20 protein-coding genes are annotated in these 21290 nt (G+C 37.1%); 16 read left to right on the top strand and 4 right to left on the bottom strand.

The genetic code is table 11. The features are described 5' to 3' along the window. Nucleotides 1-302 precede the first annotated feature (302 nt). Nucleotides 303-524 carry a DUF1653 domain-containing protein gene (locus AC1M9A_RS14050; protein ID WP_481610448.1) on the top strand — a complete coding sequence of 74 codons (222 nt, stop codon included), beginning with the start codon at nucleotides 303-305 and terminating at the stop codon, nucleotides 522-524. A gap of 65 nt (nucleotides 525-589) precedes the next feature. Continuing rightward, the gene (locus AC1M9A_RS14045) at nucleotides 590-1174 is read left to right on the top strand and encodes an O-methyltransferase (RefSeq protein ID WP_481610447.1); all 585 of its coding nucleotides are present in this window, start codon (nucleotides 590-592) and stop codon (nucleotides 1172-1174) included. A gap of 75 nt (nucleotides 1175-1249) precedes the next feature. Here AC1M9A_RS14045 and ahpC read toward each other — a convergent pair whose 3' ends face one another. Next, the gene (gene ahpC, locus AC1M9A_RS14040) at nucleotides 1250-1813 is read right to left on the bottom strand and encodes an alkyl hydroperoxide reductase subunit C (protein WP_035270191.1); all 564 of its coding nucleotides are present in this window, start codon (nucleotides 1811-1813) and stop codon (nucleotides 1250-1252) included. 510 nt (nucleotides 1814-2323) lie between these two features. Between ahpC and hrpA the strand changes: the two genes are divergently transcribed. The 4 genes from hrpA (at nucleotide 2324) to AC1M9A_RS14020 (ending at nucleotide 9461) form a co-directional block, all read left to right on the top strand. After that, on the top strand, nucleotides 2324-6211 hold the full coding sequence (hrpA, locus tag AC1M9A_RS14035) for an ATP-dependent RNA helicase HrpA (RefSeq protein WP_481610451.1): 3888 nt from the start codon (nucleotides 2324-2326) through the stop codon (nucleotides 6209-6211). Between the two features lie 47 nt (nucleotides 6212-6258). Then, entirely contained in the window at nucleotides 6259-7374 is a 1116-nt protein-coding gene (locus AC1M9A_RS14030) for a beta-ketoacyl-ACP synthase III (RefSeq protein ID WP_035270185.1), read from the top strand. 19 nt (nucleotides 7375-7393) lie between these two features. Further along, nucleotides 7394-8164 carry a lysophospholipid acyltransferase family protein gene (locus tag AC1M9A_RS14025; protein WP_481610446.1) on the top strand — a complete coding sequence of 257 codons (771 nt, stop codon included), beginning with the start codon at nucleotides 7394-7396 and terminating at the stop codon, nucleotides 8162-8164. Between the two features lie 469 nt (nucleotides 8165-8633). Beyond that, on the top strand, nucleotides 8634-9461 hold the full coding sequence (locus AC1M9A_RS14020; RefSeq protein ID WP_481610445.1) for an SDR family oxidoreductase: 828 nt from the start codon (nucleotides 8634-8636) through the stop codon (nucleotides 9459-9461). Between the two features lie 45 nt (nucleotides 9462-9506). Here AC1M9A_RS14020 and AC1M9A_RS14015 read toward each other — a convergent pair whose 3' ends face one another. Beyond that, complete coding sequence (locus AC1M9A_RS14015; protein WP_180028996.1) at nucleotides 9507-10319, bottom strand: M48 family metallopeptidase; 813 nt, start codon at nucleotides 10317-10319, stop codon at nucleotides 9507-9509. Nucleotides 10320-11431: 1112 nt separating this feature from the next. Between AC1M9A_RS14015 and dsbD the strand changes: the two genes are divergently transcribed. From dsbD to dsbG, 3 genes are read left to right on the top strand one after another with little or no spacing between them, the layout of a single operon-like run. Beyond that, on the top strand, nucleotides 11432-13393 hold the full coding sequence (gene dsbD, locus AC1M9A_RS14010) for a protein-disulfide reductase DsbD (RefSeq protein ID WP_481610444.1): 1962 nt from the start codon (nucleotides 11432-11434) through the stop codon (nucleotides 13391-13393). Further along, nucleotides 13393-14238: a prolipoprotein diacylglyceryl transferase family protein gene (locus AC1M9A_RS14005; RefSeq protein ID WP_481610443.1), complete on the top strand. Its 846-nt coding sequence runs from the start codon at nucleotides 13393-13395 to the stop codon at nucleotides 14236-14238. Before dsbD ends, AC1M9A_RS14005 begins: the two co-directional genes overlap by 1 nt. Before the next feature lie 20 nt (nucleotides 14239-14258). Then, the gene (dsbG, locus tag AC1M9A_RS14000; protein WP_481610450.1) at nucleotides 14259-14990 is read left to right on the top strand and encodes a thiol:disulfide interchange protein DsbG; all 732 of its coding nucleotides are present in this window, start codon (nucleotides 14259-14261) and stop codon (nucleotides 14988-14990) included. A gap of 117 nt (nucleotides 14991-15107) precedes the next feature. On the opposite strand, the gene AC1M9A_RS13995 is transcribed toward dsbG, so the two are convergent. Next, nucleotides 15108-15425 (bottom strand): metalloregulator ArsR/SmtB family transcription factor, encoded by a 318-nt coding sequence (locus AC1M9A_RS13995; protein WP_481610442.1) that lies wholly within the window; start codon nucleotides 15423-15425, stop codon nucleotides 15108-15110. A gap of 102 nt (nucleotides 15426-15527) precedes the next feature. On the opposite strand from AC1M9A_RS13995, the gene AC1M9A_RS13990 reads away from it, so the two are divergent. From AC1M9A_RS13990 to AC1M9A_RS13960, 7 genes are all read left to right on the top strand, one after another. Beyond that, nucleotides 15528-15944, top strand: a complete 417-nt coding sequence (locus tag AC1M9A_RS13990; protein ID WP_481610441.1) for a YeeE/YedE family protein — start codon at nucleotides 15528-15530, stop codon at nucleotides 15942-15944. Continuing rightward, complete coding sequence (locus AC1M9A_RS13985; protein ID WP_481610440.1) at nucleotides 15945-16361, top strand: DUF6691 family protein; 417 nt, start codon at nucleotides 15945-15947, stop codon at nucleotides 16359-16361. A gap of 14 nt (nucleotides 16362-16375) precedes the next feature. Then, a complete protein-coding gene (locus AC1M9A_RS13980; protein WP_481610449.1) occupies nucleotides 16376-17269 on the top strand; it encodes an MBL fold metallo-hydrolase in 894 nt (297 codons plus the stop codon). 187 nt (nucleotides 17270-17456) lie between these two features. Beyond that, nucleotides 17457-17870 carry a DUF2946 domain-containing protein gene (locus AC1M9A_RS13975; protein WP_092768857.1) on the top strand — a complete coding sequence of 138 codons (414 nt, stop codon included), beginning with the start codon at nucleotides 17457-17459 and terminating at the stop codon, nucleotides 17868-17870. Between the two features lie 236 nt (nucleotides 17871-18106). Then, nucleotides 18107-19552 carry a cytochrome ubiquinol oxidase subunit I gene (locus tag AC1M9A_RS13970; RefSeq protein WP_481610439.1) on the top strand — a complete coding sequence of 482 codons (1446 nt, stop codon included), beginning with the start codon at nucleotides 18107-18109 and terminating at the stop codon, nucleotides 19550-19552. Then, complete coding sequence (gene cydB / locus AC1M9A_RS13965) at nucleotides 19549-20553, top strand: cytochrome d ubiquinol oxidase subunit II (protein WP_180028990.1); 1005 nt, start codon at nucleotides 19549-19551, stop codon at nucleotides 20551-20553. Before AC1M9A_RS13970 ends, cydB begins: the two co-directional genes overlap by 4 nt. Nucleotides 20554-20564: 11 nt before the next feature. Continuing rightward, nucleotides 20565-20672, top strand: coding sequence for a DUF2474 family protein (locus tag AC1M9A_RS13960; RefSeq protein ID WP_155757002.1), 108 nt, complete (start codon nucleotides 20565-20567; stop codon nucleotides 20670-20672). Nucleotides 20673-21090: 418 nt separating this feature from the next. On the opposite strand, the gene AC1M9A_RS13955 is transcribed toward AC1M9A_RS13960, so the two are convergent. Further along, nucleotides 21091-21290, bottom strand: a 200-nt coding sequence (locus tag AC1M9A_RS13955; protein ID WP_481610438.1) for an alpha/beta fold hydrolase, incomplete at its 5' end; no start/stop codon positions are given.

The raw sequence follows: 21290 nt of genomic DNA, 5'->3' as shown, positions 1-21290 counted from the left end.
TTCGATTGGACCTTCAAGGCGTTCTAAAAGCGTTTTTAATTGAGCTGAAGTATTTTGATCTAACATTGCTAACGTCTCCAAAGGAGTAATAATTCATTCGATACAGGTATACTAAGATAATTGATTGAATAGATAAAACAGTTTGTTTTTATAAATTCAATCGGAAAAATAAATTTTATCAATATCATTGATGTTGATGTATGAAAATATTGAGTTAAAACTTGAATTTTCAAGTATAAAAGCAATTTAAATTCAGATATTTACATTGAAATTATTGTAATAGATATGAGCGAGGACCAATTATGACCTTAGAAAGAGGTATTTATAAACACTATAAAGGACAACTTTATCAGGTTCTTCATGTAGCGACGCATAGTGAAACTCAAGAAAAGCTTGTGGTCTATCAATGCCTTTATGGAGATTATTCAATATGGGTAAGGCCATTAACGATGTTTACGGAAAGTATTTATCTAGAAGATGATGATCGTGAAATTGAACGTTTTAAATTGATTCAAAAATTATGATGATTGTCATAGTAAAGACTTTATCTTTGATTAGTTTATAGAAATCGATTCAATGAGAATATGTCATGAATGCTGAATTTCTAAGTCAAATGCAAAGTTTATATCAGCAGTTAATTCAACATGATGCATATCAAACTGATCGCGATCTGAGATATCGAAATATAAAACCAGAATCTGCCCATTATATTTCGATGCTTATTAAGATCCAGACCTCTAAACGAATTCTTGAAATAGGAACTTCGACAGGATATTTAACATTATGGATGGCGGAGTCGGTTTCGGATCGTCAGGGTCGAGTGACGACGGTTGATATAAACTCAAAAAGAACAGCACTTGCGACTCAGTACGCCAAACAGTTTAGTTTAGGTCACCTTATTGATTTTATCAGCAGTGATGCAATTGATTTATTAATTAATGAAGGCGATGTGTATGACTTAATTATCTTAGATGCGAATCGACATGCATATCCTGATTATTGGCAATATTTAAAAAAAGTACTACATCCTGAACATGGCGTAATACTTGTAGATAAAGTGATTTCCCATGCTGCTGAAATACAAAGTTTTTTAAAGGATGTTAAGGCTGATCCTGATTTTTGCACGATGACGCTGAATATTGGGTGTGGATTATTGATGATTACGCGGAATTGATGGTGATTGAGAATTTGATGGATTGAACACAAAAAAACCACGCAAAGCGTGGTTTTTTTAGTGCTATCTAATAAATTAGATTTTACCAACTAGATCGATTGAAGGAGCAAGAGTTGCATCGCCTTCTTTCCATTTAGCAGGGCAAACTTCGCCTGGGTGAGCGTGAACGTATTGAGCTGCTTTAACTTTACGAAGAAGTTCTTGAGCATCACGACCGATACCGCCAGCGTTGATTTCAACGATTTGGATTTTACCTTCTGGGTCGATTACGAAAGTACCGCGGTCAGCAAGACCAGCAGATTCGATTAGAACTTCGAAGTTTTTAGAAAGAGTCCAAGTTGGATCGCCGATTAATGGGTATTGGATTTTACCAATTACGTCAGAAGTGTCGTGCCAAGCTTTGTGAGTGAAGTGAGTGTCAGTAGAAACACCGTAGATTTCCACGCCTAATTTTTGGAATTCAGCGTAGTTGTCAGCAAGGTCACCAAGTTCAGTTGGGCAAACGAAAGTGAAGTCAGCAGGGTAGAAAAATACTACAGACCATTTGCCTTTAAGATCAGCTTCAGTCACGTCTACAAATTGACCGTTGTGGTAAGCTGTAGCTGCGAATGGTTTAACTTCAGTATTAATTAAGCTCATCATTGTCTCCATGATTGAGGTTAGTCTTTAATTTTCAATTAGAGTATCGAACTTTCGTTCTGTGCTGAAATGGTATTTTTACATTACAAAAATCGGAAAAACCGAATTATGTAAATTGATTGCCATTTAAGTTTGTCATCTGTCTTCCTTGTAACACATCAAAATGATGTATTCGTGACAGGATGAGAAAATTTCACATGCCTACCAACATGAAGACACTGAAGTGAAAATTCAAGGGTAAATATAAAAAAAACCATCATTATTTTAGATTTAGTTTTTCAAAAATATAAAAAGCCACATGAAAATTTCAAAAATTGTATGAATTGTCACATAACGCGGCTGACTTGTTTCTATTTCAACATAAGATCATTTTAAGCTTTATATTCTCATTTAATCTAAAAAAATAGTCCGATTCAGATTTGGGATAATCTTTGAAAATGAGTAGAATAAAGCGTTTCGTAATTGATATAGGGCTAAAACTTGGCAACGATAGGGTTAAATGTAGAACAAATGGTGATGGCACGAGATCTTCATCGTTTAAATCGACTACGCAAAGGAAAAGATGCCAATGAAAAGCAATATCAAGAACTTTTTGAAAAATCAAATTTAAAAGTACAACAGCGTATTCAACGCATTCCTAATATCAAACTTAATCAAGATTTACCTGTTACCCAATATGCAGACAAATTGATTGAGGCCATTCAAAAACATCAGGTCATTATCGTTGCGGGTGAAACAGGTTCAGGTAAAACAACTCAGCTTCCTCAGATAGCCATGCTTGCGGGGCGTGGTTTAACAGGGTTAATTGGTCATACCCAGCCACGACGATTAGCTGCGCGCAGTGTATCGCAACGTATTGCAGAAGAGGTGGGTGAAAAACTCGGTGAGTCTATTTCATTTAAAGTAAGGTTTAACGAACAGGGTTCACAGGACTCTATCGTTCGTTTAATGACAGATGGTATTTTGCTGGCTGAATTGGCTCATGATCGTTTCTTAACCAAATATGACACCATTATTATTGATGAAGCACATGAGCGCTCGCTCAATATTGACTTCATCATGGGCTATTTAAAACAGCTCTTGCCACGTCGTAAAGATCTTAAAGTCATCATCACATCTGCAACTTTAGACGTTAATCGTTTTTCAAGTTACTTCAATAACGCACCGATTTTTGAGGTTGAAGGACGTAGTTTTCCTGTAGAAGTGCGTTATCGTCCTATCTCTGAAATGAGTATTGTAGGGAGTGATGATGATGAGTTTGATGACTTTGAAGAAAACCTACCGCGCGCAGTAGTATCAGCTGTTGAAGAATGTTTCAAAGATGCACAGGAAAAAGGTCATCCTGAACACGCAGATATTTTGATTTTTGCCAGTACGGAACAAGAGATTCGTGAGCTACAGGAAACTTTAATCAAACATGGACCTCGTCATACAGAAGTTCTACCTTTGTATGCGAGACTAGCGTTATCTGAACAACAAAAGATTTTTAATCCTGCTGGTGGTGGACGGCGTATCATTATTGCCACCAACGTTGCGGAAACTGCATTGACCGTTCCAAACATACGTTACGTCATTGATAGTGGTTTTGCACGTATCTCTCGTTATAACTACCGTTCGCGTGTTCAGCGTTTACCGATTGAAGCGATTTCTCAAGCAGCAGCCAATCAGCGTAAAGGTCGTTGTGGTCGTATTGCACCGGGTGTGTGTATTCGATTGTATTCAGAAGAAGACTTTTTAAGTCGTCCCGAATTTACTGAACCAGAAATCAAACGTACTAATTTGGCATCTGTTATTTTGCAGATGCAGAGTTTAGGTCTTGGAACACTCGAAGATTTTGACTTTATTGAACCGCCTGATCATCGTCTCGTCAATGATGGCCGTAAATTGCTGATTGAACTCGGGGCGATGACGGAAAAGAGAAATTCTTCTCTTGCGACTAAAACAGCCTCATCTTTAGATAAAGGTGGACTTCAAGGCAAAGGTGATTCTCTCACCAAAATTGGTCAACAAATGGCAAAAATGCCAATTGATCCAAGACTCGCACGTATGATTTTGGGTGGTGCTCATTTTGGGGCACTCAATGAAGTATTGATTATCGTGGCTGCATTAGCTGTTCAGGATCCAAGAGAGCGTCCTGCTGATAAACAAATGCAAGCGGATCAGAAGCACGCCTTATTTCGTGAAGCCGATTCTGACTTTTTGTTCTATCTCAAATTATGGGATGCGTTGGTTGCAAATCGGGAGATGAGTGAAAATAAGCGTCGCACATTTGCACGTAATCATTTCTTGAGTTGGTTACGCTTGAGAGAATGGAAAAAAACACATGAGCAACTGGTTGATCTTGCTCAAGGCTTAAAGCTTTCTTTTAATGAAAAGAAAACCAGTTACGAAAATCTTCACAGAGCTTTACTCACGGGACTATTGTCATTCATTGCAAATAAAACAGATGAACGCAATGTATTCATGGCAGTGCGTCAACAAAAGGCACGTATATTTCCTGCATCAACCTTACACAAAACCAATACACCATGGGTCATGGCATTTGAGATGGTAGAAACCTCTCAGGTGTATTTACGAACACTGGCAAAAATTGAGCCTGAGTGGATTTTGCTAGCTGCACGTGATTTAGTGAAACATCATTACTTTGAACCGCATTGGTCGAAAAAAGCAGGTGTAGTTAACGCATATGATCAAATTTCACTGTTTGGTTTGATTATTGAACCTAAGCGTCAAATCAATTATGAAAAGGTCGATCAAACTGCGGCGCATGAAATTTTTCTTCGCGATGCTTTAACGACGGGTCATCTGGGGATTACACCACCATTTTTAAAACATAACTTGCTTAAACTAGAAGAAGTTGAGCGAGTTGAAGACAAATTGCGACGTCGTGATTTGGTGGTAGACGAAGAGACGATTTATCAGTTTTATGCAGCAAAAGTGCCTGAAGATGTAGCGAGTCGGCGTAGTTTTGAAGATTGGCGTGCAACAGTTGAGCCTCAAAATCCACGTTATTTGTTCATCGATGACGATGCTTTGTGGCTTAACGATCGTCCAACCACCCAACAGTTCCCTGATTACTTACGTAATGGGGACCTTCGTTTAGCGGCAAGTTATCGATTTGACCCAAGTCATGATGAAGATGGTGCGACGGTCAAGATTCCACTACAGGCCCTGCCACAAGTAGATGAAAACTTATGGTCATGGGGCATTCCAGGTTGGCGTCTTGATTTAATTGAAGCACTATTAAAAGCTCTTCCAAAAGATAAGCGTCGTGGCTTGGTACCTATACCAGATACTGCGCGTAAACTGATGTCCAAAATAGATGCGCAAGATTTACAAAAGCACATTTTTAGTTTTTTAGCTTTTCAATTGAGAGGTGAACAGATCACTGAAAAAGATTTTAATGTAGATCGAATTGAACAATATCTTTTACCGCTCATAAAAGTCATCGATGAAAAAGGACGAGTGATTGAGCAAGGTCGCGATTTATCTGAATTAAAAGCACGCTGTCGTACTGAAACGCATAGTCCAGTCAAGCAGTTAAAAGGTGAGTATCAAACTTTCCCTGAGCATTTTGTGTTTGAAGCATCGCAAAAAGTCACAGGTGTCGTCGTCAAACAATATCAAGCACTTGTACCAAGCAAGGAATTTTCTAAGCTTGAGCAAAAGGATGAGTCAGGTGTTGTCATTCAAACGTTTAATGATCAGCACGAAGCAATACGCCATCATCGTGCTGGTATTATTCGCCTGATTCATATGCAGCTAGGTGATTTGATTCGACAGCTTAAAAAACAAATCTCTAAACCACTCGCATTAGCCTATTCCCCTTTGGGTGATAAAGCTCAGTTAGAACAAATGTTAGTTTACGCAACATTGCAAATGGCTTTAGAGAAAGAGCCTGTAGATGCGCAAGATTTCCAAACCATTTTACAAGCTGTTAAGCAGTCTTTCTTGACGCATGGTCAAAAGGTCTTGGCTGCCTTTAATGACATTTATGTACAATGGCAACAAATTCGACGCGAGTTGATGATGATTGATGCCAATGTATTTGGTAAAAATATCGATGATATTGAAGATCAACTTGATCTAATGAGTTTAGCGGATTTTGCTTATAGTAAATCTGTAGACGTGTGGATTGAATTTCCACGCTATCTTAAAGCTTTATTGATCAGGATTGATCGTTTGCCTCATAATCTCAAACGAGATGATGATGCGATTGCTCAAGTCGATCCTTGGATGGATAAATTATTTAAATATAAAAATGATCAGAAATTGAAAGAGTTATATTTTATGGTTGAAGAACTGAGAATCTCATTATTCTCTCAACCGATGAAAACCAAGATGCCAATTTCGCCAAACCGTATTCAAAAAGTATGGGAACGTCTCGGAATCAGTTAATATAGCTTTAATTTGAAATATTGAGTTACTCAAAAAAGGAGTTTTGCATGGGCATTCGTATTACAGGCACTGGCTTATTCCATCCTGAACATGTCATCACCAATGAAGAATTGGTTGAAAGTTTAAATGCTTATGTAGAAAAGTTTAATCAAGAGAATGCTGAAAAAATTGCTGCGGGCGAAATCGAAGCACGCCGTGGTTCAAGTGCAGAATTTATTGAGAAGGCTTCAGGTGTTAAAGCACGTTATGTTGTAGAGAAGGAAGGCGTATTAGATCCTAATCGTTTACGTCCAAACTTAGCAGAACGATCAGATGATGAAATTTCACTTCAAGCTGAGTGGGGTGTGATCGCTTCAAAACAAGCAATGGAAAATGCCGGTGTAACTGCTGAAGACATTGATGTTGTAATATTGGCTTGTTCAAATATGCAACGTGCATATCCTGCGGTTGCTATTGAAATTCAAACTGCATTAGGCATTCAAGGTTATGCTTATGATATGAATGTTGCTTGTTCTGCTGCAACATTTGGCTTAAAACAAGCTTATGATGCGATCAAGTCTGGTGCTCGTCGTGTGCTCTTGGTCAATGTGGAAATCACATCAGGTCATACAGATTATCGTTCACGTGATTGTCATTTCATTTTTGGTGATGTAGCGACAGCTTCAATTATTGAAGATACAGATTCTAAAACTGGATTCGAAATTTTAGATACGCAATTGTTTACGCAATTCTCTAATAACATTCGTAATAATTTTGGTTTCTTGAATCCAAGTGAAACAACCAATGCGGATGATAAACGCTTCCGTCAAGATGGCCGTAAAGTGTTTAAAGAAGTATGCCCATTGGTTGCGAAAATGATTACAAAGCAACTTGAGAAAAACCAAATCGAACCGACGAATGTTAAACGTTTCTGGTTACATCAAGCCAATGCCAGCATGAACGAGTTAATTTTAAAGCTGGTTGTGGGTAAAGCTGCTGCTGAAGCAGATCCAGACTTAGTTCCAATCATTTTAGACGAGTTTGCAAACACTTCTTCAGCTGGGGTCATCATTGCGTTACACCGAACTGCAGATCAAGTGAATGATGGTGAATACGGTGTATTATGTTCATTTGGCGCGGGTTATTCTGTTGGTTCAATACTGGTTCAGAAGCGAGTAGCTTAATTATATAAAGAGATGTTCAATGGAAAATAAAGCATTGCAAATCCAACACCATTCTAAAATGATCCGATATGGTAGTTTGTTGCAACGTTTTTATTTTAAACCGACCTTTCTTGGTGTTGAACATCTCAATGCTGATCGACCTGCCATGTATGTGGGTAATCATACAATTTATGGTGTATTTGATACGCCAATATTGATTGATTATCTATATACAGAGCACAAAATTAAAATTGTGAGTTTAGGTGATCACATTCATTTCAAAATACCGTATTGGAAAGATATGGTTCATAAAATGGGTGCAATTGAGGGTCTAAGAGAATACGCCAGAGATGCAATGCAACAAGGATACTCTATCCTAGTGTTTCCAGGTGGTGGGCGTGAGGTCGTAAAGCGCAAAGGGGAAGAATATCAACTCATATGGAAAGAACGCTATGGATTCTTAAAGTTAGCTCAAGAATTTGACTACGACATTGCACCTTTTGTAGCTGTAGGTGGTGATGAAGTATTCGATTTGGCACTTGATGCCAATTATTTGCTTGAAAAAAAGTGGTTTAAAAAGCTTTTAGCTGTACCTAAAATTGGAAAAATACTCCGTCAAGGTGATGTCTTGCCTTCAATACCCAAAAATATTATTCCTAAAAGAGTCCCATTCTATTTCAAATTTTTACCACGACAATCAATCTCAAATATCAAAACAGAACAAGATTTGATTGAATTTAGAGATCAATTGCAGCAAACAATTTACGAAAATATTGCATCAACGCAGTTGATACGAGATAGACAAAGTTAAATCTTAGAAAATTATACTTCTTAATCTAATTATATTGTTGATTATAAAAATATTTTTAAAATAATATTAAAAAAATAAATTAGTGCTTTCTATTTTATATCAATTAGGTATATTATTTTAATGTAAATATTCAGTTTACTAAGCCCAAAGATTGTACTCCTCCTTGGGCTTTTTTTTATCTCAGCATAATAATAGTCGTATGAGCGCGATTTTCACTTTTTTAAATTCACACAAAATAAGATTGAAAATCAAAGTTGATTTTTTGGCACAAAATGCAACTATAGTTGGTTTTTGAAAAATTAATAAAAACAGAATGTTATTTATGTTTTTTAGCATGCTATCAAAATAATTCTAATTTTGTAATTGCAAAATGTATGCTTCTACGACTTAGAGGTTCATAAAGAAATTTTGCATAAGTGCTTTTTTTTTGTACATTGAATACTCAAAAACAAAATAACACAGAGGGATTATGTCACTACAAGGAAAAACACTGTTCATTACAGGTGCAAGCAGAGGTATCGGTCGTGAGATTGCACTTAAAGCTGCAAAAGATGGTGCAAATATTGTGGTTGCTGCAAAAACGAGCACTGAACATTCGAAACTCAGTGGTACGATTCATTCTGTTGCAAAAGAAATAGAAGCAGCTGGTGGGAGAGCATTAGCTATCCAACTTGATGTACGAGATCAAGATGCTGTCGCAGCCGCAATGAAACAGGCTGCTGAACATTTTGGTGGGATAGATGTCCTCATTAATAATGCTGGTGCGATTAATTTGAGTGGGGTTGAAACGCTTGATCCAAATCGTTTTGATCTTATGTATCAAGTTAATACTCGCGCCGTTATGGTCTGTAGTCAAGCTGCCTTGCCTTATTTAAAACAAAGTCAAAATCCACACATTCTTAGTCTCTCTCCACCTTTAAATTTAAAAGAAACGTGGTTTGCGGTTCATTCTCCTTACACCATCAGTAAATATGGTATGAGTATGTTGACCATGGGAATGAATCAAGAATTCGAACGTTATGGAATAAGTGTTAATGCCTTGTGGCCTAGAACCATTATTGCAACTGCAGCGATAGAATTTTCTCTCGGTGGACGTGAGTTATTTAGCAAGGCTCGGAAACCGGCAATCATGGCTGATGCAGCGTATGCAATCTTGACGAGTGAGAAACGTTCGATCACGGGTCGTATGATGATCGATGAAGAGATATTAAGAGAGAAAGGTGAAACTGATTTCGAAAAATATCGAGTTGAGCCATCAGATGAGGAATTGATGGTCGATTTATTTGTTGATCCATAAATGAGAAAGCCCAACATAGCGTTGGGCTTTATTATTTATACTAAATTATCGTAATGCAGTAAGGTTGACATCCTTTTGATACATCTCGATCTGCATAACTTGTTCAGTTAAGAATGCTTTACGTTGGTCATTGCTCGGATGACTTGCAAACAAAGTTGATTGATCTTTATTCATTTTACGTTTGTTGAGATTTGCTTCGAATTTATCCCAAAATGAGAGTGCTGCATTGTGATTGTAGCCCGCTCTCACCATCAAATCTAAACCAATCAAATCAGCTTCTTCTTCTAGATGACGGCGATGAGACATATTGGTTTGATTTCCAGATAAACCACTTGCAAGCCCGATGGCAGCCCCAGTTCCCATGGTTGCACCCATTAGACCCAAATTCATTGCTGCGAAACGAGAAGCCTTTTCACGACTATGATTACGGATAATGTGTGCCATTTCATGCGCAATTAGAGTGGCTAATTCATCATCTGATAAGTTTTCAAACATATATACAGCCGAATTAACAACAATTTGCCCACTTTGAAAGGATTGGGCATTCGGTTTGCTACTGAGCACACCGTTAATTCGCCATTGAATTGGTTGACGACCTTCACGTAAATATTGATTAGCATGTGGGATTAAACGTGCCAAAATTTGATTTAAGCGTGGATCTTCAAGATATAAAGACTTAGTCTTCGCTTTCTTTTCAAATTTATTATAGCTACGATTTGAAATTTTATTCCAAGCTGATTCCGGAATAATCATGAGTTGTTTGCGTTCGGAAGCTACAGTGCCTAATGATGTGGTTGAAACACAGCCAGTCGAGATTAATGCAATTGAACTTATAATACCAAACGCGAAGGATTTCATAATTACACCTTAATGATGGGATATTATTTGAGATCTAGCTTGGTTTTTAATAGCTAGATTTCATGTTTAATTATTGTTCAATATTTAGATTAATTAAACAAACATTATTTTAATTATTAATTTGAACGAATTAATATCATGGTGGTTATAATGAGATTTGAGTCACAATAATATTTTTTTATTTGTTATTTTGTTGTTTAGATGAATTATTTTATTTATATATATTTTGTATTTTATTATATTTTTATTATATTATTTGTGATTGGATTAATATTTATTAAAATTAATAGTATATATAAATCAGTATTTTATGTTTTATTATTGTTTTCTTTAAATATTTAAGTGTGATTCTTTTTTTGAATTTAATTTAATATGAGAATAAATTCTCACTATTTTAGTTGAATATTGATAAATAACTCATAACGAAATATTTTGTAATTTCATTCAAAGTTATTAAAAATTAATTCTTATATTGTGAAGTTTTTCTTACATGTTGATTTGGTGTATTTTGTGATTTAATTCACACATATTGTCGTTGGGTATTTTAATTAAATTTGAGTGGGCTAATTATATGATTTTTAAACCACGAATTTTTTTGATCACAGTGTTATAAGGCCTGTTTGATTTTTGACAAGGTCTGAGCATCATTAATATACGCATGCTGCTTATCTTAGCCAATCGATACAACAGAACACTTTAAAATAAATTCATCTAAACTTATTTTGTCTTCAATCAATATAAGTATCAATTCGTTCAATTTCAAAGATGTTTAACCTGAACTTGAGTTTTCAGTACCCGTCATTCAATCGCATCGTATTTTGAAAGAATGATTAATCTTGATGTTGAGTACTCGGTGAATCAAATGAGGGTTTCTTTCGTGGTTCGAGTAAAGTCTCAATCACAAACGGTGTGCCAAGGTGATCAACAGAAATATTTAAAGAATTCCAACGGAATAATGAGATTTTTTGCGATATAAAGTTCATGTTAGTGCGAGTACAAATGTATGAGCGATCTCGAGTGACGATTGGTGTTGAAGCGGCATTTGTTTTATCACGCTTTCTTAATTCATTCTTTGAACTTTGAACGACTAGACAGGAACTGATACAGTCAATATGAATAAGTGGTTTAAGGGTAGTTTATTGCTTGGTTCTTTGGTGAGTAGTTTTGCATTTGCAGATTTTCTACCACCAGATCAAGCATTTCAATTTGAGGCAGTATCAGTCAGTCATCATCAAGCTGAACTAAAATGGAAGATCGCAGATGGTTACTATCTCTATCATGATCAAATCAAAGTTTCAGACATTCAAGGTCCTGTAAAGTTATCTCTACCACGCCCAAAAGAGAAAGATGATCCAAACTTTGGTATGACCCAAGTACATTATCAGGATGTAATCAGCAATATTCCAGTCAAACCAAATCAAGAATTTAAGATTCAATGGCAAGGATGTGCTGAAAGTGGTTTATGTTATCCGATTCAAAGAACAACGATAACAACTGACAGCACAGGTTTATTCCCAGCGCAGCAAACTACACAAGCTAAGAAAGTTTTAAATCTCAAAGAAATTTCAGCGGCATCTAATGGAGTTGTAAATACTCGAGATGTACAAGAAAATGCTTCACCAAAAACAGAAACACAACTCATTTCAAAGGATAATAATACAGTCTCAGATCGTAAAAATTTTAACGCTACTGCGCTTGAGCGAGATAAAACCGAATTTGGGGAAAATAATTTAATCAGTGAGGATCAATCCACACTAGATGCAAATTTATCTAAAGAAAATCTGAATAGGCCAGCGAGCTTTTCGAGTGTATGGAACAACGATCAATTTTTTTTAAATTTGCTCTCTCAACAAAGTGTATGGCTTAATTTATTGGTGTTTTTAGGACTTGGAATATTGTTGGCATTCTTGCCTTGTTCATTGCCCTTAATTCCGATTTTATCAGGCATTCTTGTGCAAAATCACAGAGGTTATCGTGCCGCGATAATAGCTTTTATTTTTGTCACAGGGATGGCTATCGTTTATGCGTTAATGGGATTCGTTGTTTCTCAACTGGGCTATAGTTTTCAGCGTTGGTTGCAAAGTCCGATCTTCATTAGTATTTTTTGTCTCCTATTTATTACTTTTGCCCTTAATCTTTTCGGTGCATTTCAAATCTCTTTACCTCAAGGAATATTACAACGCTTAGATCTTTGGCAACAAAAACAAAAAGGTGGAACATTGATCGGTGCAGGACTCATGGGGATGATTTCTGCACTGATTGTTGGACCCTGCATGAGTGCTCCATTGGCTGGAGCATTAATATTTGTCTCACAGATGAACCAACCTTTATTAGGGTCGACTTATCTTTTTGTTTTGGGCATTGGGATTGGTTTGCCGCTTTTTATTGCGGCAGTTTTCGGGACGCATTTTTTACCTAAACCTGGGGTATGGATGGATCGACTCAAGGTCTGTTTTGGTTTCGTGATGTTGCTTGTGGCCATTTATTTTGCACGGCCACTTATTCCAACCAGTATTTATCAAATTCTGATGGGTCTTTTACTTCTTGGATTCGCTGTATATTTACTCTGGAAAATGCGACCTTATGTCGAAAAAATAGTGGTTAAAAGCATCATCATATTACTCAGTCTTGGCATGATGTTTTTAGGAGTGAATTATGTGCAGCAAGGGTATACGCACTCGCTTGTAACGCAGGCCAAAACATTGCATACATGGCATAAAGTCAACTCTGCCGTGCAGCTTTCAAATGTTTTGAAAGCAAATCAAGGTAAAGCCGTAGTAATTGATGTTTACGCAGATTGGTGTGTTGCATGTCAACCAATAGAAAAAGAGGTACTTCCACGTGAAGATGTTCAAGCCAAACTCAATGAGTTGGTTTTAATTAAATTAGATCTCACTCATTTTGAACCAAGCCAAGATGAACTGTTAAAAAAATGGCAAATTTTAGGTCCGCCAACATTTATTTTTTTAAATACGCAACATGATGAAATACGTGATCTGCGTTTGACTGGTACTTTTACTACAACACAGTTATTAAATCGATTACAGGAACAATCTGTCGGGATGGTTCAGTAATGATTTCATTTGATGGGATTCAACTTGGATCACTCATGTTTCCATGGGTTTTATTGATTCTATTCAGTGGGATACTGTTCATCAGTATGCTGATTAATGTTTTAGGTCATCACTATAAATGGACAGATACCCAAGTCAAAATCAGTAAAGATTCAGTGTGGACAAGCATCATTATTGGAGCAGTTGCCGCTAGAGTCATCTTTGTTATGTTCTATTGGGAGACTTATATTGCAAATCCTTTAGATATACTCAAAATCCAAGATAAAGGATTTAGCTTATGGAGTGGATTATTCTTCGGTGGGCTAAGCTATATCATTCTCAATCGAAGCTTACGAACAAAAATGAAGATCATTTTAGTTGGGGTGTTTTTATTTTGGGTAGCGATTGGCGTAATGATAAAAACTCAATACAAGGTTGAAAGTTTTTATCCTGATCTAAGTTTTCAGATACTCCCAACTGATCATAGTGAAAATAAGAATGAAGGGTATTTCACAGATTTTTTGGGTCAGCCTACAGTCGTTAATTTGTGGGCGAGTTGGTGCCCGCCATGTCATAGAGAGATGCCAATACTTTTTCAAGCACAAAAGGTTCATCCCAATATTCATTTTGTGATGCTCAATCAAGGTGAAGATATCACAACGGTTCAAAACTATTTACAAAAACACAGCTTCAACTTTAAAAATGTCAGACTTGATGTAAATGGGGAAATGCCCAAGCAGAGCAATAGTTTTGGCTTGCCAACTACATTGTTTTACGATGAAAAAGGTAAATTGGTGGATAGACATATGGGTGAGTTAAGCGCTGCAAAATTGCAAGAATATTTAATTAAAATGACAGCTGAGTAGAGCTAAAGGTTATGAAAGATATAAATAAATTAATATTGTTGTCTAGCGTATTTTTAATAAGTAGCGTCAGTTATGCGGATTTAAAAAAGCAGATTTCAGCAGAGGGCTTTGAGTTTGTAAAAGAAATTCCAGCACCAGCAGGTATGACAAGATGGGCAGGGCATATGAACCAACATCCAGGCACGGTTTTTATTTCTAAAGATCAGAAATATTACATTATGGGTGATTTATATAATGCTCAAGGTGAAAATATTTCTATTGAAGCATTAAATACACATGTCAAAGACGCCGTATTAGATGATGTATGGAAGAGCATTGAAAAGTCGACTTGGATTCAAGATGGTGAAAATACAGCAGCACGCGTTGTTTATGTATTTTCAGATCCTAACTGCCCATATTGCCATCAATTTTGGGAAGCTGCACGACCATGGGTAAACTCGGGAAAAGTTCAACTTCGACATATACAAGTTGGTGTGATTCGAGAAGAAAGTCGAGGGCAGATTGTCACCATACTTAACTCAAGTGATCCTGCTAAAGTATTTAATGACTACAATAAAAAGAAAGGTAAAGAGCGATTAGTTGTTACGCAAAATATATCAAAATCTTTACATGAAAAAATCGACTATAACGAGTCACTCATGGATAAATATGGATTTTTTTCCACGCCAGCTATGGTATGGAAAAATCAACAAGGAGAGTTCAAGTCTATGCAAGGAATGGCAAAAGACTTGCAAGAAGTTTTTGAAAAATAGAATTTTTTGGACTTTAGTACTCTTGAATACAAAACTTTAAAATTTAATACATGGTCATTTGCATGGAGAATATGATCGTATTTGAGTCTCATATCCACAACTGAAAGAATTGCAAGATTATGAAGTAGGATCGCAATATAAGCGATAAAGCGTTTGCATAATGGTGAGGACTTTAGGATCACTCACTTGATAAAAAATTTGTTTACCTTCACGACGAGTCACCACCATTTCAGCTTTACGTAATACGGTTAACTGTTGTGAAAGCGTGGGTTGAAAAATTTGAGTTCGATTCTCAATTTCCTGAACGTTCAATTCACCATCTACTAAAATACAAAGTATCTTTAAGCGATCAGGATTCGACAGGACTTTAAGTCGATCGCTGACTTGATCAACTTGTGAAAAATCCATTTGATTGAATTCAACATCAGACGGCATAGGATGTTCCTTTGAAACAGAAGGATGCGTATGTTAAATCATCTTGATTATTTTTCAAAATTATATAATATAAAAAAATATATTGTAAATATGTAAATTGTTATGCATGATTTTGTGATTGCTTTTTTAGGTGGAGCACAACTCGGTTTATCTGTGGTTGGATACTTATGTGTGAATGGTCGAATAGCAGGGATTAGTGGTTTAATCGGTCAAGTACTAAATCCGCATACAGTTTTCAAAACACCAGCATTGTGGTTTTTACTGGGTCTCATCATCACACCCTTTATCTATGGTATTTGGGTTCAGCCTGAAATTGAACTCGAAGCAAGTCCATTCATGATGATCATGGCAGGTATTTTTGTTGGATTTGGAACACGTTTAGGTTCTGGCTGTACAAGTGGGCATGGCATTTGTGGTTTAAGTAGATTGTCCAAAAGATCTATTGTGGCAACACTGAGCTTTATGGTGACAGGCTTTATAACGGTTTATATAATTCGGCATGTCACAGGAGCATTCTAAATGAAAAACCTTTTTGCTTTTTTGTTTGGCTCACTTTTTTCCGTGGGGCTCATGTTATCTGGGATGTCGAACCCTGAAAAAGTTCTTAATTTTCTTGATTTATTTGGCGAGTGGGATGCAAGTTTGGCATTTGTCATGATGGGTGCCATTGTCGTGGCATTCATACCCTTTCAGATCATAACCAGAAGTGAAAAACCTTTAACTCTATTCAATGAGACTATTGATCTACCAAAGAGCAATCAGCTTGATAACAAGTTCATTATAGGTGCTAGCTTGTTTGGGATAGGCTGGGGCATCGCAGGCATCTGTCCAGCACCAGGATTAACATTGATTGGTTTAGGGCATTATCAATCACTCTATTTTGTGATTGCGATGTTGATAGGAGTTTTGATTCACCGTAAATGGATGGGAGCATAATTATGAAACTAGTGATGAAAGATGCCACTCAAGATCAAATTAAGCCGCTAATTAAAGATTTTTTTGATCAAAATACCAATACATTTAGTTATGTCGTGGCTGATCCTGTGACATTAAGTTGTGCCATTATCGATAGTGTTTTAGATTTTGATGCTGTTTCTGCGACAACAACGACGGAACATGCTGACCAGATTATTCAATACATACATGAACAGCATTACAAGGTTGAGTGGATTTTAGAAACACATGTGCATGCTGATCATTTGACCGCTGCGCAATATTTAAAATCTAAGCTGGGTGGCAAAATTGCCATGAGTCATCATATTGGAATTGTACAAGAAACATTTGGCTCAATTTATCAATTGGATATTAAGGCAATAAACGGACAGCAACCATTCGATTATTTATTTAAAGATCATGAGTGTTTCAAAATTGGAGAAATTGAAGCCTACAACATTCCAACACCTGGTCATACACCTGCTTGTCTTAGTTATGTGATAGGTGATGCAGTTTTCGTGGGTGATACTATATTTATGCCAGACTATGGTACAGCACGTTGTGATTTTCCACGGGGCAGTGCAGCAGAATTATTTGATTCAGTTCAGAAGCTTTATCAACTGCCTGATCATATGCGTGTATATCTATGTCACGATTATTTACCAGTAAATCGACACCAATATATGTGTCAAACGGATATAAGAACGCAAAAAAAATCGAATATACACATTCGAATTGATTCAAAAAAGAATGATTTTGTGGAAATGCGCAATAGCCGTGACGCGACATTGGGGATGCCAAAGCTCATTTTACCAGCCATTCAAATCAATATGAACGGTGGCAAATTTCCGCCCACTGAACACAATGGAGTATCTTATTTGAAAATCCCTTTAAATTTTTTCAAATCATAAAATTTAGCTACTTTAATTTTTATAGATATTATAAATACATGTTATGTATAAAATTGAAAAAGGCTTTAAAAACAAGTTCAATAGGCGTATAGTTAAGTATGAAAGTTGATCAGCCTAGTCGGTTATTAACTTGATTTTTTTTCTATGTTTCTAAACACTCTTTATCGAAAAGAGTTGAGAGGAAATTTTGCTAAGATCTAGTGGACTCATCATTGCATTTGCAACGGTGTTATTACAACTAGCGGTTTATTTACAACCGATCTTACCGGAGAAATTTCATGTCGCTCCGGTATGCATGTCTATTATGCATAATTTACTTTCTCCAGAACGCCATCAGCATGTTCATGAGACTTATCACGATCTCGTCCACCATTTGAGTGAAAACGAACATCATCACGACCATAATCAAATTACTCACCAATGCCAATATTGTACTGTGTATGGAGACCTCGTCTTACCATTTGATTTTGGTGTAAAAGAAATTTTTGATCGCTTACAAGTTAAGTTGAGCTTCTACCGCAATTCTTTTTGGCACGTCTATTTTTCTCTACAGAAGCTCTATCTTCTGCCTCAAGGCCGAGCGCCACCTTTTGGACTCTAATTGATTTAAACCTTGGATCATTTTGATCTTAATCAATTTATGTAGAGTTCAATATTATGAAAAAAATCTTTAAACAGTCTGTAGCCAACAGACGGTATTCACTCATCCTCAAAAAAGTGAATTTAAAATCGCGTGTTATCGGAGTGATACATGACATCTACAATGTAATTCTAACTGTAGTTTTAAACTCAGTGAGGAACAACATTCACCACAAAACTCAACGATAAGGTGACGTCATGGATCTAGGACTAACAGCGCTCGAATTGGCGCGTATTCAATTCGCATTCACTGTTTCATTTCACATTATCTTTCCAGCAATTTCGATTGGATTGGCAAGTTTTTTGGCTGTGCTCGAATGGCGTTGGCTTAAAACGAATGATCCTGTTTATCGAGATCTGTTTAAATTTTGGATAAAAATATTCGCACTTTCATTTGGTATGGGTGTCGTTTCAGGCGTGGTGATGAGCTATCAGTTTGGAACCAACTGGAGTGAATTTTCACGTATAGCTGGTAGTGTCACTGGACCATTGCTAACTTATGAAGTACTCAGTGCGTTTTTCTTAGAAGCTGGTTTCCTCGGTATCATGTTGTTTGGCTGGGGGCGAGTTGGACCAAAGACGCATTTTTTTGCAACCTTAATGGTGGCAATAGGAACATGTATATCCATGTTTTGGATTCTGTCTTCTAATAGCTGGATGCAAACACCTCAAGGCTTTGCATTTGAAAATGGAATAATCGTTCCTCAAGATTGGTTCGCGATTGTCTTTAACCCATCCTTTCCTTATCGATTAGCGCATATGGCACTGGCCGCTTTCTTGGTTTCAGGCTTATTGGTTGCCGCAACTGCTGCATGGCATCTACTCAAAGGACGCCGTGATGCGTTAGTTAAAAAGTCATTCTCGATGGCAATGTGGATGATCCTTGCTTTAGCTCCACTACAGATGTTCGTGGGTGATTTACATGGATTGAATACCTTAGAACATCAGCCTGCTAAATTAGCTGCAATCGAAGGTCATTGGGAAACCAATAAAGATCATGGTATGCCGTTGTATCTATTTGGTATTCCAGATATGGAAGCTGAAGAAACTAAATATGCGATTGGTATTCCAAATCTGGGTAGCCTTATCATGACACATACTCTTAATGGTGAGGTTAAAGGCTTAAAAGAATTCGCTCCTGAGGATCGACCTAATTCAACCATCGTTTTTTGGAGTTTCCGAATCATGGTGGGTATGGGCATGCTCATGATCTTACTGGCTGTATTTGGTCTATGGCTACGTAAGACAGGCAAATTCTATGATTCTAAATGGTTGCACAAGTTTGCTTTGTGGATGGGGCCTTCAGGTTTTATTGCATTATTGGCAGGCTGGTTTACCACAGAGGTGGGACGTCAACCTTGGATTATCTATGGCGTAATGCGTACGAAAGATGCGTTATCTCCTGTCTCTGCGGAACAGGTTGGGCTGACGCTAATTATTTTTGTTGTGGTGTACTGCATCGTATTTGGTATCGGTATCTTTTATATGTTGAAAATGATGGTAAAAGGACCAGAATTTATTTATTCAACACCACATTCAGATGGCGAAGTGATCCGAGCGTCTAAACGCCCGATGAGTACCATTGATAATGAACAACAACTTGAAGCATCAAACAGGGTGAATGATCAGGAGAATTTGAAATGATTGATTTATCATTGATTTGGATTGTGATCATCGCACTAGGTGTGTTGATTTATGTCGTTCTTGATGGTTTTGATTTGGGAATTGGTATTTTATTTCCATTTGTGAAAGATCGCCAAGAGCGTGATGTCATGATGAATACTGTAGCACCCGTATGGGATGGCAATGAGACTTGGATGGTACTTGGTGGAGCTGGTTTATTTGCCGCTTTTCCACTGGTCTATTCGACTGTGTTGTCTGCATTATATATGCCCATCACCTTAATGGTGATCGCGCTTATATTTCGTGGAGTCGCTTTTGAGTTTCGTTTTAAGGCTAATCGGACTAAGGCACTTTGGGACCAAGCATTTATTTGGGGTTCAATTTTAGCTTCATTTTTACAAGGTGTGATTTTAGGCGCTTATATTCAAGGAATTCAGACGACCAATGGTGTGTTCACGGGTGGTGGTCTGGATTGGCTCACTCCATTTTCACTCTTTACAGGTTTAGGCGTTGTTGTGTTATACGCGACACTCGGTTGTGGATGGTTAATTTTTAAAACGGATGAGCGTGTACAAGATCATATGTACCGTCTGATGCCTAAGCTTATGATCGCGTTATTTCTAATATTTGGCGCTGTCAGTATTTATACTCCCCTTGTACATGACGATATTGCACAGCGTTGGTTTAGTCAGCCACAAATGTGGTATTTCAGTCCCGTACCAATACTGGTATTGATTTTCACTTTCCTAGCGCTCAGAGCTTGTAAACGTCGTCAGGAGTTTGCGCCTTTCATCTATACATTGGCTTTGGTATTTCTTGCGTATACGGGCTTCTTAATTAGTTTATGGCCTAATATCATTCCGCCAAGTGTAACGATTTGGCAAGCTGCTGCACCTCAAAGTAGTCAATTATTTGCTCTCATTGGTGCACTCATTCTAATCCCAATTATATTGTTTTATACCGCTTTATCTTATTGGGTATTTAGAGACAAGGTTCGTGTTGGTGACGAAGGTTATCACTGAGGAGAATGATAATGAAACTGAATCAAGCAGGGTGGTTTATTGTTTTATGGCTCGGTGGTTTTTTAAGTCTATTATTGATTGCTGGTCTATTTCGATTGCTCATCCAGTGGGCGTATTAATCTAAATCTTGAGACATCAACAATTAACCCATCATCTAGGTGATGGGTTTTTAATTTAAATACTAACGACTAATCGTTGTTGATCATAATTGGGTAATAGAAACTATGATATAGGCACAATTAAGCGGATTTTAGCTTCTAAAACAACGCTTTAAAAATTTACTTAAACAATTGATTTAAGATAAAATTAGAAGAATCATCTGAATCTTTGAGAATGATGAGTGAAATCGTTTCAATCACTTATGACATAACTATCGCCGTTTTAAGGAATCACGAGACTGATATTTAATTGTCGTTGTTCATGGTCTAATTACTGTGAAAAAAAAAGCCAGACTGGTGGAGCAATCTGGCAAAGCGTCAAGATGAGTCACCCGTGACAAGTGATGTTTCCTGAGTTCAGGTTTGAGTTGTTCCGAACTTAAGCCTGAATAAATTCAGCCACAGCTCGGTTAAACGCCTGTGGTTGTTCAACATTCGAAATGTGCGAAGCATTAATCTCAACAAGTTGACTACCCGCAATCGCGCCCTGCATAAACTGACCATCTGCCACAGTGGTCACAGGGTCTTGTTGACCTGCAATAATCAATACAGGAATCGAAATCTGTTTGAGTTGTTCAC

It is taken from the genome of Acinetobacter sp. ANC_7634 (assembly GCF_056779875.1).
Note: the sequence above shows the minus strand (reverse complement) of the source record. Positions and strands in the feature narration are given on the sequence as shown.